Below are 14,621 nucleotides of genomic sequence, written 5' to 3' on the forward strand. Positions count from 1 at the left end.
GAATACGACCGTGTCTTCCACCATCCCCTCGCCCCACCCCGGACTGGCCGAACCCAGTGAACTGGCCCGACGGCTGGGACACGCCGGGCTGATTCCCTTCGTCGGTGGTGCGCTGTTCGTGTGGCTGCTGGTGGGCCGCATGGATCCACAGCCTTTCGCGTTCGTGGTCAGCGCCTTCACCAGCTACGCAGCCTTGGTCGTGGCCTTTTTGGGTGGCCTGCCCTGGGGCCTGGGCATGTTGAGGCAGCACTACCACCAAGCCGCCTTGCCCGCCGAAAAGCGTGGACTGGCCTGGGGCGTGGGCTACGTGATCGCCTCATGGGTGGCCCTGCAGATGCCGCCCCACGCCGGGCTGGCGGCCCTGGGCGGCCTGCTCATTGGTTGCTACCTGGTGGACCGCAAGTGCTACCCGGACCTGGGCGCGGCCGGCTGGCTCAAATTGCGTTTCCGGCTCACCGTGATGTCCAGCCTGAGTTGCTTCCTGGCCGCCGCCCAACTTTGATTTGATGGAAGAGCACGCATCCATGATCGATTACCGCATCGAGGTGGGCAGTGCCCACGCCCATCGTTTCGTGGTCACCCTGCGCATCGCGCGGCCGCAAGCCCGGCAGCGCCTGAGCTTGCCGGTCTGGATCCCCGGCAGCTATTTGGTGCGCGAGTTCGCGCGCCACCTGTCGCCGCTGTCGGCGCAGCAAGGTCAACAGGTGGCCGAGGTGGTGCAACTGGACAAGTCCAGCTGGGAGGTCGATTGCAGCGGCAAAGGCGCCTTGACCGTCAGCTACGAGGTCTATGCCTTCGACACCTCGGTGCGCGCCGCCTTCCTGGATTCGCGCCGCGGGTTTTTCAATGGCACCAGCGTGTTTCTGAAGGCCGAAGGTTTGGAAGATCAGCCCCAGCGGCTGAAGATCACCGGCCTGCCCAAGGGCTGGGGCGTGGCCACCGGACTGGCCCCGCTCAAGGTGAATGCGCAGGGCCTGGGCGACTACCAAGCGCCCGATTACGACAGCCTGGTGGATCACCCCGTCGAACTGGGCACCTTCTGGCGTGGCAGCTTCATGGCCAAGGGTGTACCGCACGAGTTCATCGTGTCCGGCGCCAGCGCCGACCTGGATGGCCCCCGCCTGCTGGCCGACACCCAGCGCATCTGCGAGGCCCAGATCGCGTTCTGGCATGGCCGCCGCAAACCGGCCTTCGACCGCTATGTTTTCATGCTCAACGCCGTCGATGATGGCTATGGCGGGCTGGAGCACCGCAACAGCACGGCCCTGATCTGCGCTCGCCGCGACCTGCCGCGCACCGGCCGCCCGGTCAGCACCGAGGCCTACCAGACCTTGCTGGGCTTGATCAGCCACGAGTACTTCCACACCTGGAACGTCAAGCGGCTCAAGCCCGCCGAGTTCGCGCCTTACGACTACACCCAGGAAAACTACACGCGCATGCTGTGGTTCTTCGAAGGCTTCACCTCGTATTACGACGACCAGTTCCTGCTGCGCACCGGCCTGATCGATGCCAAGACCTACGTCCGGTTGCTGTCCAAGACGATCAACCAGGTGCAGGCCACACCGGGACGCCACCTTTACAGCGTGGCCCAGGCCAGCTTCGACGCCTGGACCCGCTACTACCGGCCCGACGAGAACACCGCCAATGGCACGGTGAGCTACTACACCAAGGGATCGCTGGTGGGCCTGTGCCTGGACCTGAGCCTGCGCCAATGCCCCGCTGAAGGCAAAGCCACACCATCGCTGGACGGCGTGATGCTGCGCCTGTGGCAGTTGCAGCGCCCCATCCACGAATCGGACATCGCCCAGGCATTGCAACTGGAAGCCGCTGGTGGCCCTCCGGCGTGGACCGGCGAGCGCTCGTGGGCCGAACTGCTGCAGACCTGGGTGCACGGCACGGACGAACTGCCGCTGCAATCCTTGCTGGGCGCCGCGGGCGTCAACTGGATCAGCAAGCCCGCCCCCCTGGCTCAGCGCCTGGGCGTGCGACTCGGCGACGCGGGCGGCAGCCTCAAAGTGCAAGCGGTGATGCGCCATGGCGTGGCCGAGCGCGCGGGCTTGAGCGCCTCGGACGAGTTGATCGCCCTGGACGGATGGCGCCTGCGCAAGAGCGACGACCTGGCCTTGTGGCACAACGAGCGCCAAGACCAACCGCTGCTGATCTGCCGTGACCAGGCCATGTTGACCCTCACCTTGCCGGCCTTGTCGAACGGGGGCCAGGCGGGCAGGCCCAAAGGGGCCAGCGGAGACACCATCGCCTTGACCTTGGCCGAGAACCTGGACGCCCAGACCGCGCAGCGGCGCCACCAATGGCTTAAAAGCTGAACATGTCCGGGGTGCAGTCGGGTTCGCGTCGCTGGTGGTTGCTGGGTCTGGTCCTCGGGGTGGTGCTCGTGCACGCCTGGTTGACCTGGTCGATGGCCGCGTTGCTGAAAGACATGCAGACCAGCGAATCCCCCGGCATCAAGCCGATGGAAGCCACCTACCTGAGCGAACTCAAGCTCAGCGATCCGCCGGTGCTGCGCCCTTCGCCACCGCTGGCCAAACCCGGCCAGCCGCCTCGCCAGCAAGCCGCCAAGGCCATGGCACAGGCCGCTTCCACACCGGAGCAGCCACCGCCACCGGCCGAAAGCGAAAGCGCCAGCGAGCCCGAAGCCGCCTTGACCGTGGCCGAGGCGGCCAGCCCGGCAGCCTCTCCCGCCTCGGCCGATCCCATCCTGCCCGTGGCCGAGTCCGCCACTGCGAGCGAACCCAGCCAAGCCCCTGGGCCCCCTTTCGTCTGGCCGGTGGCCACGCGCGTGAGCTACAAGGTGCGCGGTTATTTCCGGGGCGAGGTGCATGGCAGCGCCAAGGTGGAGTGGGTTCGCCAGGGGCTGGACTACCAGGTGCGCGTCAACGCCATCGTCGGCCCCAGCTTCGCCCCCATTGGCTCATGGCACCTCATCAGCGCGGGCACCATCACGCCAGCCGGTTTGTCCCCCAAACGCTTCGAGCAGGTCGATCGCCTGCTGATCCGAACCTCGCTACCCCGCACCGTGGTCTTCGAAGAAGAGCAGGTGGTGCTGGATTCCGGTGAACGCGTGGCGCGGCAGCCCAACATGCAGGACGCCTCCAGCCAGTTCATCCAGCTGGCCTACCAGTTCATGATGAAGCCCGAAGCGCTGAAACCGGGCAACACGATCTACCTGCCGCTGGCCTTGCCCAAGCGGGCGGAAACCATCGCCTACGACGTGGTCGACGAGCAGGTCCTCGACACCCCCATCGGCAAAGTGCCCACCTTCCACGTCAAGCCGCGCAAGCTGTCCGCGGAAGGCGGCGTGCTGCCGGTCGAGATCTGGTTCGCGCCGGGCCTGCAGTACCTGCCGGTGCGCATCCTGGTGCACGGCAAGGATGGCAAGTCCTACATGGACATGCAGATGGAGCGGGCCCCCGAGCAGACCAAGACCGAGGCCGACGCCGCGCGCCCTACGCCGTCTAACTGAATCAAGACGCGCCGCCGACCTTGGCGGTGGCCTTGGTCAGGCGCTGCTCGATGACATTGACCGGGGCGGCCGAAGGCAGGCGCGTGCCGTCCTCGAAGAACATGGATGGGGTGCCATTCACGCGCAGCTTTTGCGCCAGGGCATTGTTGCGCTGGAGCGGCGTGGCGCACATGCCGAAGGCCTTGGCGGGCTCGGCGCCATTGAGCATCCAGTCGCGCCAGGCCTGCGTGCGGTCTTTCAGGCACCAGATGTTGTTGGCCTTGACCTTGGAATCGTCGCCCAGGATGGACACCACGAAGGTGTACACCGTCACGTCCTTGACCTGCTGCAGGTCTTTTTCAAGGCGCTTGCAGTAGCCGCAGTTGGGATCGGCGAACACCACGACGCGGCGCTTGCCGTTGCCGTTTTTCCAGACCACGGCGTCCTTGAGCGGCAGGCTGGCGAAATCGATCTGGTTGATCTCGTCCATGCGCTCTTCGGTCAGGTTGCGCTGGGTCTTGGTCTCCAGCAGATTGCCCTGGATGACGAACTCACCCTTGGGATCCGTGTAGATGATGTTGTTGCCCGAGCGCAGTTCGATCAGCCCCGGCATCGGCGTGGTCTGGGCCGAATCGATGGGCGGAAAGTCCGGCAGGTTCTGCGTCAGTTTCTGTTTGAGTTGGGCCAGTTGGGCGGCCGACAACTCGGCGGCCCACGGTGAGGAGGTCGCGGCCAACAAAACCAGGCCAGCGCCCAATGCAACGGCGCGCAGGGGGCGTTTGAAAACGGAGGGGCGATTCATGGTGGACAACCTTCTTGTGGATTCAGGCGTCAAGCGCACGGCCAACCAGCCAGCGTTTGACAGGAGACATCTGGTCTAACAGAGCCATGCCGGTGTTGCGAAGTTCCTTCAATGGTGCACGATCGTCGGCAAAGAGGCGCAGCAAGCCATCGGTGACCCCGGCCATGGCGCGGGTTGGCAACTCGCGCCGGCGAGCATAGCGCCGCAGCAAACGTTCGTCACCCGCCGTGCGCCAAGGCTCGATCTGGCGCGATTCGGTCAAGGTGGAGACCAAGGTGTCCACGTCGGCCAGGCCGAGGTTGAGCCCCTGCCCCGCCAAGGGGTGGACCTGGTGCGCGGCGTCGCCCAGCAGGACCCAACCCGGACCACTCCAGCGGTCGGCCTGGGCCAGGGCCAGGGGCCAGGCCGCCACATGGGACGCCAGGGACAGCGCCCCGACCACGGCTGAGGCGCCGGGATCGACCTCGTCCAGCGATTGCCTCAAGGCCGCCTCGAACTCGGCGGCCGGCAGCTTCACCACCTCTTGCGCGCGCGCCTTGGGCAGGGACCACACCAGCCCGTAGGATGCGCCGGGCTCGGGGTCATGGAAAGGCAGCAAGGCCAGGACATCGGGCGAGCGGAACCACTGCCGGGCAACCCCCAGGTGAGGCTGGCTGCTGCGCAGCCTGGCGGCCACGCCCCAGTGGCCGTAATCCGCCTGGGTGAAGTCCACGCCCAAGGCCGCCCGGGTGGCCGAACTCTTGCCCTCGCAGACCGCCAGCAGCTCCGCGTCCACCGCCGGGCGGCCCTCTGCCGGCGTCGGCACCACGGTGACATGCGGGGCGAACTTCAGGGCCTCGCCCAACAGCCGCTCCAGCGCCGCCGCATCGACGATCCACGCGAGCTCGGACACGCACTGCTGCCAGGCCGAGAAAGCCAGGTGGCCACGCCCATCGCCCCGAATCTGCATGTCGTGCACGGGGGTGGCGGCGGATTGCAGCGCCGGCCAAATGCGCAGCCGATCCAATAAAGCGACAGACCGGGAATTCAGCGCGTAGGTTCGAATATCCTCGGGCCTGTCCTGTGGACCCTGTTCGGTACCGGCCCAAGCCACCCGCCAGCCATTGCTGGACAGCGCCAGAGCAAGACACCGTGCCACCGCGCCCGAGCCGCTGACACACACGTCGAATTTTTTTGTCGTCATCTAGGGATTCTAGGTAATCCGGTGGCCCAAACATCAAGCCACCATCAAGTGTCGGGAACACGACATTTTTTGACCGATCAACAGGGACATTGCATTGGATCAAGCCGAACGGCCGGAACCCGCTGGCGAGATGCGCCGGGACAGGTTCTTGTCATTGATTGAGCGAAAGACCGCGCTGGGGTTCTACCTCATCGCGGCCATCGCCTGCCTGCTCGTCTGGGGCAGCGAAATGATCGCCGGCATCAGCACGCCCCATGACCGCTGGTTGCAGCCCATCCTGGCCCTGCTGATGCTGTGGATGTGGGCCATGCTGCGGCGCAACCCGCAATCCCTGATGTTCACCCAGCGCGTGGCCGTGGGGGCCATGGGCCTGTATTTCGTCATCGCCACGCTCAGCGTGCTCATTTTCAACACGCAACCCGCCTCGCCTTACTGGATCGCCACCATGTTCCAGTGGATGCCCGTGGTGGCGCTGCTGATGCACATCGCCTGGCCCTGGCGCTGGGCCGTCGGCTTCTCGGTCGGGCTGCTCGCCTTGGTGGCCATCCCCGCCTGGCTCGTGGAAGTCGATGCGCGCGATCAGATCTGGTCCGGCGTGGTCCGATCATTGGTCGTCAACGGGGTGCTGATGCAGGTGACTTTCCTGGTCAGCCTGCTCAGCGTGACCCGCCTCAAGCACGGCGTCAGCCTGGTCGTGGCGGGCGACCCCCACGGCCCCACCGACGCGCGCGATGCCCTCAATGCCTGGGTTCAGGAGCGCACCGCCGAACTGGCGCAGGCTCGGGACACCGCCGAAACCGCCTCGCTGGCCAAAAGCCGCTTCCTGGCCGTGATGAGCCACGAGCTGCGCACGCCCTTGCACGCCATGCTGGTGTCGGCCGACCTGCTGGCCGACCACCCCGAACGCGCCCGCGATCCGCGCGATGCATTGTTGATCCAGACCATCCACAGCAGCGGCCAGCATTTGCTGACCCTGATCGACCAGGTGCTGGAGCTGTCGCGCATCGAATCCGGCAAGGTCGAACCGACCCTCTCGCCCATCGACCTTTCGGCCATCGCCGACAAAGCGTTGGCCGCCGTGTCGCCCCAGGCCACCGTCAAGGGGCTGGAACTGCGCCGGCACGTCAGCCCCAGCCTGGCCTTGAGCCGCATGGGCGACGAACTCCGGCTCACCCAGGTCCTGATCAACCTGCTGGCCAATGCCATCAAGTTCACCGACCGGGGGCACGTGTCGCTCAGCATGGGCCCCAGCCCCGCCAACTCCACCGGCGGCATCGCGGGCGTGCGCCTGTCGGTCAGCGACACGGGACAAGGCATGTCGCAATCGGAGCAATCGCGCGTGTTCGAGGCCTTCTTCCAGGTGGACACCCACAGCACCCGCACCAATGGCGGGGTCGGCCTGGGCCTGACCATCACCCAGGAACTGGTGGGCCTGATGAAAGGCAGCATCAATGTGAACAGCCGCGAACGCCAGGGCACGCGCATCGACGTGGACCTGCCCCTGGCCGTGCTGGCCGATGACAAGCACGTGCCCGCGCCACGGGCGCTGGGCCGGCCCGATCTGAAAGGCACCGAAGTGCTGGTGGTGGACGACGACCCGGTCAACAGCATGCTGGCGAGCGAGGTGCTGCGCGCGGCGGGCGCCACCGTGTTCACGGCGGACACCGGCCCGGCCGCCCTGGCCTTCTTGCGCCAGCACACGCCCAACGTCGTGCTGATGGACTGGCGCATGCCGGGCATGGATGGCCTGGAAGCGACACGGCGCGTGCGCCAGGGCGAAGCCGGCGCCGCCTCGCTGGACGTGCCGGTGCTGGGACTGACGGCCAATGCTTTCTCGGAAGACCGGAGCGCCTGCCTGAACGCCGGCATGAACCACGTGCTGACGAAGCCGGTCGACCGGCAGCAATTGCTCGAAGAAATCGGATATTGGGCGACACAGTCCGCCTGAACCCGCGCCGACCGGTAAAATGGGGGGTTATCCACCCTCCTCTCCAGGAACGTCCATGAGCCTCAAATGCGGCATCGTGGGTCTGCCCAACGTCGGCAAGTCCACCCTCTTCAACGCGCTGACCAAGGCCGGCATCGCCGCCGAGAACTACCCGTTCTGCACCATCGAGCCCAATGTGGGCATCGTCGAGCTGCCTGACCCGCGTCTGGCCGCCCTGTCCGAGATTGTCAAGCCCGAACGCATCGTGCCGGCCATCGTCGAGTTCGTCGACATTGCCGGACTGGTGGCGGGCGCCTCCAAGGGTGAAGGCCTGGGCAACCAGTTCCTGGCCCACATCCGCGAAACCGACGCCATCGTGAACGTGGTGCGCTGCTTCGAAGACGAAAACGTGATCCACGTGGCCGGCAAGGTCGACCCGATCTCCGACATCGAAGTGATCCAGACCGAGCTGTGCCTGGCCGATTTGAGCTCCGTCGAAAAGGCCATCCACCGCAATGCCAAGCTCTCCCGCGCGGGCGACAAGGATGCGGCTGCATTGGTCAAGATCCTGGAAAAGATCGAAGCTGGCTTGAACGAAGCCAAGCCCGTGCGCACGCTGGGCCTGAGCAAGGACGAACTGGTGCTGATCAAGCCTCTGTGCCTGATCACCGCCAAGTCGGCCATGTTCGTGGGCAATGTGGACGAAGGCGGCTTCGAGAACAACCCTTTCCTTGACCGCCTGAAGGAATACGCCGCCGCGCAGAACGCGCCCGTCGTGGCCATCTGCGCCAAGACCGAGGCCGAGATGGCCGAGATGGAAGACGAAGACAAGCTGATGTTCCTGCAGGAGATGGGCCTGGAAGAACCCGGCCTGGACCGCCTGATCCGCGCGGCCTTCAAGCTGCTGGGCCTGCAGACCTACTTCACCGCCGGGGTGAAGGAAGTGCGCGCCTGGACGGTGCCCGTGGGCGCCACGGGACCGCAGGCCGCTGGCGTGATCCACACGGATTTCGAAAAGGGCTTCATCCGCGCGCAGACCATCGCCTTCAACGACTACATCCAGTACAAGGGCGAGCAAGGCGCCAAGGACGCGGGCAAGATGCGCGCTGAAGGCAAGGACTACATCGTCAAGGATGGCGATGTGCTGAACTTCCTCTTTTCGCCCTCCTAGCCCGTCCAAAAAAAGGGCGCCCTCCAAGGGCGCCCTTTCAGACTGGCAAGCTGTGGCGTCAGATCAATGGCGCATCGACCAGCAGGGCATCTGGTTCAGGCTTGGGGCAGGTCACCGGAACGTTCTGGCCGTTGCCATTGAACTGCAGTGTTCCCGCAGCGCTGCCCATGCCGATGACCATCGACTCGGCGGTCCCGTCAGGCTTGAACGGCCCCGCGGTCACCGTGCCATTGACCGGCAGGGACACCACGACCGGCTTGTCGCGCTGCAGCGTGGTGGCCGGAATGTCGGTTCCGCCTGGCAGCACGTTCGGGTTCGCCGGCGTGCCGTGGTCCACGATCAGCTTGAGCTCATTGACCTTGCCCTGGACAGAGGTGATGCCGGCGTCCAGCAGCCGGTTCACGGTCGAGGCCGGCAGGGTGAAGGCACCGGATGCCTGCGTGATGGACAAGGTGCCTGCGCGTTTCACGGCCAGGGGGATGACGCCGCCGACGGCCACGCCAACGTCGTACTGCTGGCCTCCGATGTCGCACTTGTAGGGCGCGTGAACAATGCCAACCAGGTTGCCCGCCGCCGCCTTGGGATAAGACAGCGGTTCACCCTCGTAGAGGGCAGGTTTGCTGGCATCCACTTGGTTTCCAACCGCGACCGACAGCAGGGCGTTGCCCTGTGAGGCAGCGCATTCTGCGTGGACTTTGACCTTGAAACCAATCTTGGATTTCAGCGTCACGTCCGCCGCGGCACCCTCGAAGCGGAACTGGATGCGCCCGTCGGCTGGTGCCGTGTATGGCCCCACGCGAAAGTCGCCCGTCTTCGGCAAGCCGACGGTGATGGCTTGCCCAGCGGTGACCGGGACGTCCGCCACGCTCAAATCGTAGAGTTTCGCCAGGTCGACGGTGGCCGGGGTCGAGCGTGTCGCACCAATGCGCAAACTGGACACCACCGCATCGGCCTTGTCGATGGCCACGAGCCCCCCCAGCGAAGAAAGCCAGGCGGGGAGCGTCAAAGCCCCGCTTCCCTGCGACAGGTAGAACGTCTGACCGGGCCCCAGTTGGACAGGCGCGATGCCCTGGATGTCAACGGTGCCTGCGATCTTGATGATCTTGAGGGTGCCCACGCTGATCTGGCACGAGATGGGCAGTGTGAAACGGCCAGTGTCGGCCCCAATGGAAGGCACCAGGGCCGGATCAAGGGCACTTGCCGTGGTGGGGGTGAGCGTGATGGCGGCCACGGCCGCCAGCGCGAACGCCGTTCGCATGCGGTTCAAGAGGGTCAAGGGGTTCACGGTATCAACTCCTAAGAGTGGTTTGAAGGAAGAGCAGCCTGCGCATTCGGACAGCGCGCGCAGACCGGCAGTAAACCGTGGCCCCGATAGGCTCGACACCGAAAATAACATATGCGTTAAACGTTACTTGAATTACGGTGAATTACACGGTGACCGCCATGCCCCACGGATCAAGCACTTATCGCCATGCGGGAATAGAGAGGAGGTTTTCTGCGACGCACGACGGAGTCCACGCCTGCGCGCAGTCGCCCCCGATTTGCACCATTCAGGCATTCGGCGTTGGTTTTGACCGACGCTCTCTCAAGGATCGCTCCCACCTGCCGAAATCCAAGGTCAGCATTTGGCGTCGACGATCGCGGCGCCTGGAGAACTTCAGATGTCGTCGAGCACCGAATCCGAGCCGCCCAGCACGGCCACCCAAAGGCAGAAACTGCGCCTGGGCGATGTGCTCGTTCAACAAAAGCTCATTTCCGAAGAACAGCTCAAACAGACGCTGGAAATGCAGCGCACGACCGGCAAAAAACTGGGCCGGCTGCTGATCGACGCGGGCGTGATCACCGAAGAGGCTTTGGCCAATACCCTGGCCCGGCAACTTCGCGCGCCCTTCGTCAACCTGAAAAGCTTCCCGCTGAAAACGGAGATGGTGCGCCTGTTGCCCGAGGCGCCAGCCCGGCGCTTCCGCGCGCTGGTGCTGGGCGAACGGGGCGAGGACTTGCTGGTGGCCATGTCCGACCCGCTGGACCTGCAGGCCTACGATGACCTGGTCAAGATCCTGAAACGCACGGTGCAGATCGCCGTGGTGGCGGAAAGCCAGTTGGCGGCCGCCTTCGACCGCCACTACCGCCGCACGGAGGAAATCTCCGGCCTGGCCAAGGCGCTGGAAAAGGACATCGGTGACGCGGTCGACTTCGGCACCTTGCAAGCCACGGCGGGCCAGGAAGGCGCGCCGGTGGTCCGGCTGCTGCAATCGATTTTCGAAGACGCCGTCCAATGCGGCGCGTCCGACGTGCACCTCGAACCTCAGGAAAACGAGCTGGTCGTGCGCAGCCGCATCGACGGTGTACTGCAGACGCAGACCCATGCCGACAAGCGCATCGCCGCCGCCATGACCCAGCGACTCAAACTGATGGCCTCGCTGGACATCTCTGAAAAACGCCTGCCGCAGGATGGCCGCTTCTCGCTGCGGCTGCGCGACCGCACGGTGGACGTGCGTCTGTCGACCCTGCCTTGCCAATACGGCGAATCGGTCGTCATGCGGCTGCTGGGCCATGGCTCGGGCGTGCGCCGCCTGGACAACATCAACATGCCCCGGGACATCCTGGACCGCTTCAAAGAGATCCTGGGACGGAGCTCAGGCATGGTGCTGGTCACCGGCCCCACTGGCTCGGGCAAGACCACCACCTTGTACGCGGCCTTGGCCGAGGTCGATTCGGAGCAGCACAAGGTCATCACGGTGGAAGACCCCGTGGAGTTCCGCCTGCCAGGCCTGACGCAGGTTCAGGTCAACGACAAGATCGACCTGAGTTTTGCCCGCGTGTTGCGCGCCACGCTGCGCCAGGATCCCGACGTGATCCTGGTGGGCGAAATGCGCGACCCCGAGACCGCCGAAATCGGCCTGCGCGCGGCCGTGACCGGCCACATGGTGCTGTCCACCCTGCACACGCGCGATGCCATGAGCACGCCTTTCCGCTTGCTGGACATGGGCGTGGCGCCCTTCATGGTGGCGACCTCCCTGCAGGCCGTCATCGCGCAGCGCCTGGTGCGCGTCAACTGCGAGACCTGCCTGGAACCGCACACCCCCACACCGCAGGAAACCGCCTGGCTGACCTCCATGATCGGCAGCGAGGTACCGGTGGCCCGGCCCATGCGGGGCCGGGGCTGCTCGGCCTGCAATGGCGGCGGCTACATCGGCCGCCGGGGCGTGTACGAGATGCTGGAGATGGACACCGTGCTGGCCCAGGCCACCACGCGCAGCGATCCCACCGAGTTCATGAAGCATGCCCGCGAGCGGATGAAGGGCAAGACCATGGCCCACCGCGCGCTGGACCTGGTCTGGCGTGGCAAGACCACGATGTCCGAAGCCATGCGACTGAGCAGCGAGATCGAATGACATGACGGCCTTTGCCTGGAAGGGCCGCAACCAACGCGGCGAATTGATGACCGGGGTGGTGGATGCGACGACCGATGGCGCGGTGGCGGATCAGTTGTTTGCCAATGGGATCACGCCTATTGAGGTCGGGTACGCTGGATCGGTGGTGGCTGAAAAGGCGGTGGACCAGCCGGCCTGGTTGAAGGCACTGACGGAAGTGCCCGTCAAAGAACTGGACGCGCTGATGTTCTCTCGGCAGATGTACACCCTGCAACGCGCGGGCGTGCCGATCTTGCGCGCCCTCGCCGGCCTGGAGTCATCCACGGACAAGCCCGCCATGAGGGCCTTGCTGGCCGACGTCAGGTCCAGCCTTGACCAAGGCAAAGACATGGCCACCGCCTTGTCGCGCCACCCCACCGTGTTCGGCAGTTTCTACATCGCCATGATGCAGGTGGGCGAGATGACCGGGCACATGGCGGAGGTGTTCTTGCGCCTGGCCGAGCACATGGAGCTGGAGATGGACACCCGCGCCCGCATCAAGCAGGCCATGCGCTACCCGACCATGGTGCTCTCGGCCATTGGCATCGCCATCGTGATCATCAATGTCTTCGTGATCCCCATCTTTGCCAAGGTATTCGCGGGCTTTCATGCCGAGCTCCCACTGATGACCAAGATCCTGCTGGGCTTTTCAGCCTTCATGGTCCAGTCCTGGCCCATGCTGCTTGCAGGCTTTGCCGCGGCCTTCTATGGCGTAAAAACCTACATCGCGACCACGGAAGGACGTTATCGCTGGGATCGCTTGAAACTCAAGCTGCCCATCATGGGGCCCATCATTCTGAAAGCCACGTTGTCACGCTTTGCCCGCAGCTTCGCGCTGTCGTCAGCCAGCGGCGTGCCCATCAGTCAAGCCTTGACCGTGGTGGCATTGACCGTGGACAACGCCTTCATCGGCAGCCGCATCGAGCTCATGCGCGATGGCGTCGAACGCGGGGAAAGCATCACGCGCTGCGCGGTGACCACCGGTGTCTTCACACCCATCGTTTTGCAGATGCTGGCCGTTGGCGAAGAAACTGGTGAGTTGGACAGCTTGCTGACCGAGGTGGCTCACATGTACGAGCGGGAAACTGACTACGCCCTCAAAGGCTTGTCCGCCGCGATCGAACCGATTCTTTTGACGGTGGTGGGCGGCATGGTGCTGGTGCTCGCGCTTGGTGTGTTCCTGCCACTGTGGAATCTGGGGCAGGCGGCCATGGGAAAAGGCTGACCATGAAATATGCCCTAAACATACAACGTTTACCGCCGATACAAGAAGCATCGGTTTCCATTTTTTGTTCTTTGCCGCTGCACATGCAGCATCATTTTCGAAAGCACATCATGAAAAAACAAGCTGGCTTCACGCTGATCGAGCTGGTCATGGTCATCGTGATCATCGGCATTTTGTCGGTGGTGGCCTTGCCCAAGTTCGTCGACTTGTCGACCGATGCCCAGAAGGCGGCCGTCAAATCGGTGGCCAGCGCGCTCAGCTCTGCCGCCGCGGTCAACTATGCGGCGCGCAAAGCCAATGTGGCCAATGGCGTGGCCGTGACGAACTGCACAGGCGTCGCCGCCGCATTGCAAGGCGGCGCTCTGCCCACCAATGGCAGCATGACCTACACCATCACGGCGGCCGCCGTTGCCGCAGATGCTTCGGTGAACTGCACGCTTTCGGACAACGCCACCACGCCCAACACTGCGACCTTCGTGGCCATCGGAATCCTCTGACTCGGCCATTTTCTGTTGGGTTTCGCCTCTTATCCAGCAAAGGGCAACATGCATCGCCAGAACGGTTTCACCCTGATCGAATTGGTGATGGTCATTGTCATCATCGGCATCTTGGCGGTAGTGGCCTTGCCCAAGTTCGTCGATCTGAGCACCGATGCCCAGGTGGCCTCACTCAGGGGCCTGAGGGGCAGCCTGGAGGCGGCTGCTGCCGCGAACTATGCCGCGCGCAAAGCCAACGCCAGCAACGGCGTGGCGATCGCGGACTGCGCTGATACCGCAGGTACGTTGGTCGGAGGCACACTCCCGACCACCAATGGCCTCACCTACACGATCACGCCGACGGCCATTGCGGCGGACGCTTTTGCGACCTGCACCATTTCTGACAGCGCCTCCACCCCCAATACCAGTACCTTCTTGGTTCAAGGCATCCCATGAGCGAAGGCCCCACCACTCAGGCGGGCTTCACCCTGGTTGAAATGGTGATGACCCTGGTCCTGGTGGGCATCGTTTCGGTCTTCGTCCTGCCACGCGTGCTGGACCTCACCATGTGGCAGCTGCGCGCCCATGGGGACGAAATGGTGGCGCAGACGCTGGCGATGGGCCGGATGGCGCTGGCACAACGCCGAGCGATCGTGGCCACCATCGCCCCCACAGGTGTGACGTTCGCCTATCAAACCAGCGGCACCGTCGTCGCCACGGTGACCTGCCCGGCCACGATCACTTCATGCATCGCCGAGGCCGCCACCCGCACCGTCACCTTCAACTCAGGCAACTCCGGCAGCGCCGTGACCTCGACCGGGGCAGCGCTCACCGTCACCGTGTCATCTGGCTCCTACAGCCAGGCCTATCAGATCGAGTCGGAAACGGGCTTGATTTACCCCTTACCTTAGCCACTTGCCAAGACCGCGGCGCCCTAGCATGAGGTCGCTCGAGCCCACCCACT

General features: G+C 64.7%; 13 protein-coding genes. 10 read left to right on the forward strand and 3 right to left on the reverse strand.

Annotated features, from left to right (window positions below):
- The 3 genes from ACREB4_RS11560 to ACREB4_RS11570 all read left to right on the forward strand — a co-directional run.
- Positions 1 to 502: DUF3429 domain-containing protein (locus ACREB4_RS11560; RefSeq protein WP_431588369.1), on the forward strand; the 502-nt coding region annotated here is incomplete at its 5' end.
- Positions 503 to 524: 22 nt separating this feature from the next.
- Complete coding sequence (locus ACREB4_RS11565; protein ID WP_431588370.1) at positions 525 to 2,324, forward strand: M61 family metallopeptidase; 1,800 nt, start codon at positions 525 to 527, stop codon at positions 2,322 to 2,324.
- 2 nt (positions 2,325 to 2,326) lie between these two features.
- Complete coding sequence (locus ACREB4_RS11570) at positions 2,327 to 3,481, forward strand: DUF3108 domain-containing protein (RefSeq protein WP_431588371.1); 1,155 nt, start codon at positions 2,327 to 2,329, stop codon at positions 3,479 to 3,481.
- A 1-nt stretch (position 3,482) separates the two neighbouring features.
- Here ACREB4_RS11570 and ACREB4_RS11575 read toward each other — a convergent pair whose 3' ends face one another.
- Positions 3,483 to 4,262, reverse strand: coding sequence for a DsbC family protein (locus tag ACREB4_RS11575; protein WP_431588372.1), 780 nt, complete (start codon positions 4,260 to 4,262; stop codon positions 3,483 to 3,485).
- 22 nt (positions 4,263 to 4,284) lie between these two features.
- Positions 4,285 to 5,445 carry an FAD-dependent monooxygenase gene (locus ACREB4_RS11580; protein ID WP_431588373.1) on the reverse strand — a complete coding sequence of 387 codons (1,161 nt, stop codon included), beginning with the start codon at positions 5,443 to 5,445 and terminating at the stop codon, positions 4,285 to 4,287.
- 154 nt (positions 5,446 to 5,599) lie between these two features.
- Between ACREB4_RS11580 and ACREB4_RS11585 the strand changes: the two genes are divergently transcribed.
- Entirely contained in the window at positions 5,600 to 7,393 is a 1,794-nt protein-coding gene (locus ACREB4_RS11585) for a response regulator (RefSeq protein WP_431588374.1), read from the forward strand.
- Positions 7,394 to 7,448: 55 nt separating this feature from the next.
- The gene (gene ychF / locus ACREB4_RS11590; protein WP_431588375.1) at positions 7,449 to 8,543 is read left to right on the forward strand and encodes a redox-regulated ATPase YchF; all 1,095 of its coding nucleotides are present in this window, start codon (positions 7,449 to 7,451) and stop codon (positions 8,541 to 8,543) included.
- 58 nt (positions 8,544 to 8,601) lie between these two features.
- Here ychF and ACREB4_RS11595 read toward each other — a convergent pair whose 3' ends face one another.
- On the reverse strand, positions 8,602 to 9,828 hold the full coding sequence (locus ACREB4_RS11595; RefSeq protein ID WP_431588376.1) for a hypothetical protein: 1,227 nt from the start codon (positions 9,826 to 9,828) through the stop codon (positions 8,602 to 8,604).
- 376 nt (positions 9,829 to 10,204) lie between these two features.
- On the opposite strand from ACREB4_RS11595, the gene ACREB4_RS11600 reads away from it, so the two are divergent.
- From ACREB4_RS11600 to ACREB4_RS11620, 5 genes are all read left to right on the forward strand, one after another.
- Positions 10,205 to 11,938 carry a GspE/PulE family protein gene (locus ACREB4_RS11600; protein ID WP_431588377.1) on the forward strand — a complete coding sequence of 578 codons (1,734 nt, stop codon included), beginning with the start codon at positions 10,205 to 10,207 and terminating at the stop codon, positions 11,936 to 11,938.
- A 1-nt stretch (position 11,939) separates the two neighbouring features.
- Complete coding sequence (locus tag ACREB4_RS11605; protein ID WP_431588378.1) at positions 11,940 to 13,181, forward strand: type II secretion system F family protein; 1,242 nt, start codon at positions 11,940 to 11,942, stop codon at positions 13,179 to 13,181.
- 110 nt (positions 13,182 to 13,291) lie between these two features.
- On the forward strand, positions 13,292 to 13,678 hold the full coding sequence (locus ACREB4_RS11610) for a type II secretion system protein (RefSeq protein WP_431588379.1): 387 nt from the start codon (positions 13,292 to 13,294) through the stop codon (positions 13,676 to 13,678).
- Positions 13,679 to 13,726: 48 nt separating this feature from the next.
- Positions 13,727 to 14,113 carry a pilin gene (locus tag ACREB4_RS11615; protein WP_431588380.1) on the forward strand — a complete coding sequence of 129 codons (387 nt, stop codon included), beginning with the start codon at positions 13,727 to 13,729 and terminating at the stop codon, positions 14,111 to 14,113.
- Entirely contained in the window at positions 14,110 to 14,568 is a 459-nt protein-coding gene (locus ACREB4_RS11620) for a pilus assembly FimT family protein (protein ID WP_431588381.1), read from the forward strand. Before ACREB4_RS11615 ends, ACREB4_RS11620 begins: the two co-directional genes overlap by 4 nt.
- The last annotated feature ends 53 nt before the right edge of the window (positions 14,569 to 14,621 follow it).

It is taken from the genome of Aquabacterium sp., assembly GCF_050725395.1.
Classification (GTDB): Bacteria; Pseudomonadota; Gammaproteobacteria; order Burkholderiales; family Burkholderiaceae_C; genus Aquabacterium.

Excerpts from the sequence above, each read along its gene's own strand:
- ACREB4_RS11565 (WP_431588370.1), top strand. The coding sequence starts at position 525 with ATGATCGATTACCGCATCGAGGTGGGCAGTGCCCACGCCCATCGTTTC.
- ACREB4_RS11570 (WP_431588371.1), top strand. The coding sequence starts at position 2,327 with ATGTCCGGGGTGCAGTCGGGTTCGCGTCGCTGGTGGTTGCTGGGTCTG.
- ACREB4_RS11575 (WP_431588372.1), bottom strand. The coding sequence starts at position 4,262 with ATGAATCGCCCCTCCGTTTTCAAACGCCCCCTGCGCGCCGTTGCATTG.
- ACREB4_RS11580 (WP_431588373.1), bottom strand. The coding sequence starts at position 5,445 with ATGACGACAAAAAAATTCGACGTGTGTGTCAGCGGCTCGGGCGCGGTG.
- ychF (WP_431588375.1), top strand. The coding sequence starts at position 7,449 with ATGAGCCTCAAATGCGGCATCGTGGGTCTGCCCAACGTCGGCAAGTCC.
- ACREB4_RS11600 (WP_431588377.1), top strand. The coding sequence starts at position 10,205 with ATGTCGTCGAGCACCGAATCCGAGCCGCCCAGCACGGCCACCCAAAGG.
- ACREB4_RS11605 (WP_431588378.1), top strand. The coding sequence starts at position 11,940 with ATGACGGCCTTTGCCTGGAAGGGCCGCAACCAACGCGGCGAATTGATG.
- ACREB4_RS11610 (WP_431588379.1), top strand. The coding sequence starts at position 13,292 with ATGAAAAAACAAGCTGGCTTCACGCTGATCGAGCTGGTCATGGTCATC.
- ACREB4_RS11615 (WP_431588380.1), top strand. The coding sequence starts at position 13,727 with ATGCATCGCCAGAACGGTTTCACCCTGATCGAATTGGTGATGGTCATT.
- ACREB4_RS11620 (WP_431588381.1), top strand. The coding sequence starts at position 14,110 with ATGAGCGAAGGCCCCACCACTCAGGCGGGCTTCACCCTGGTTGAAATG.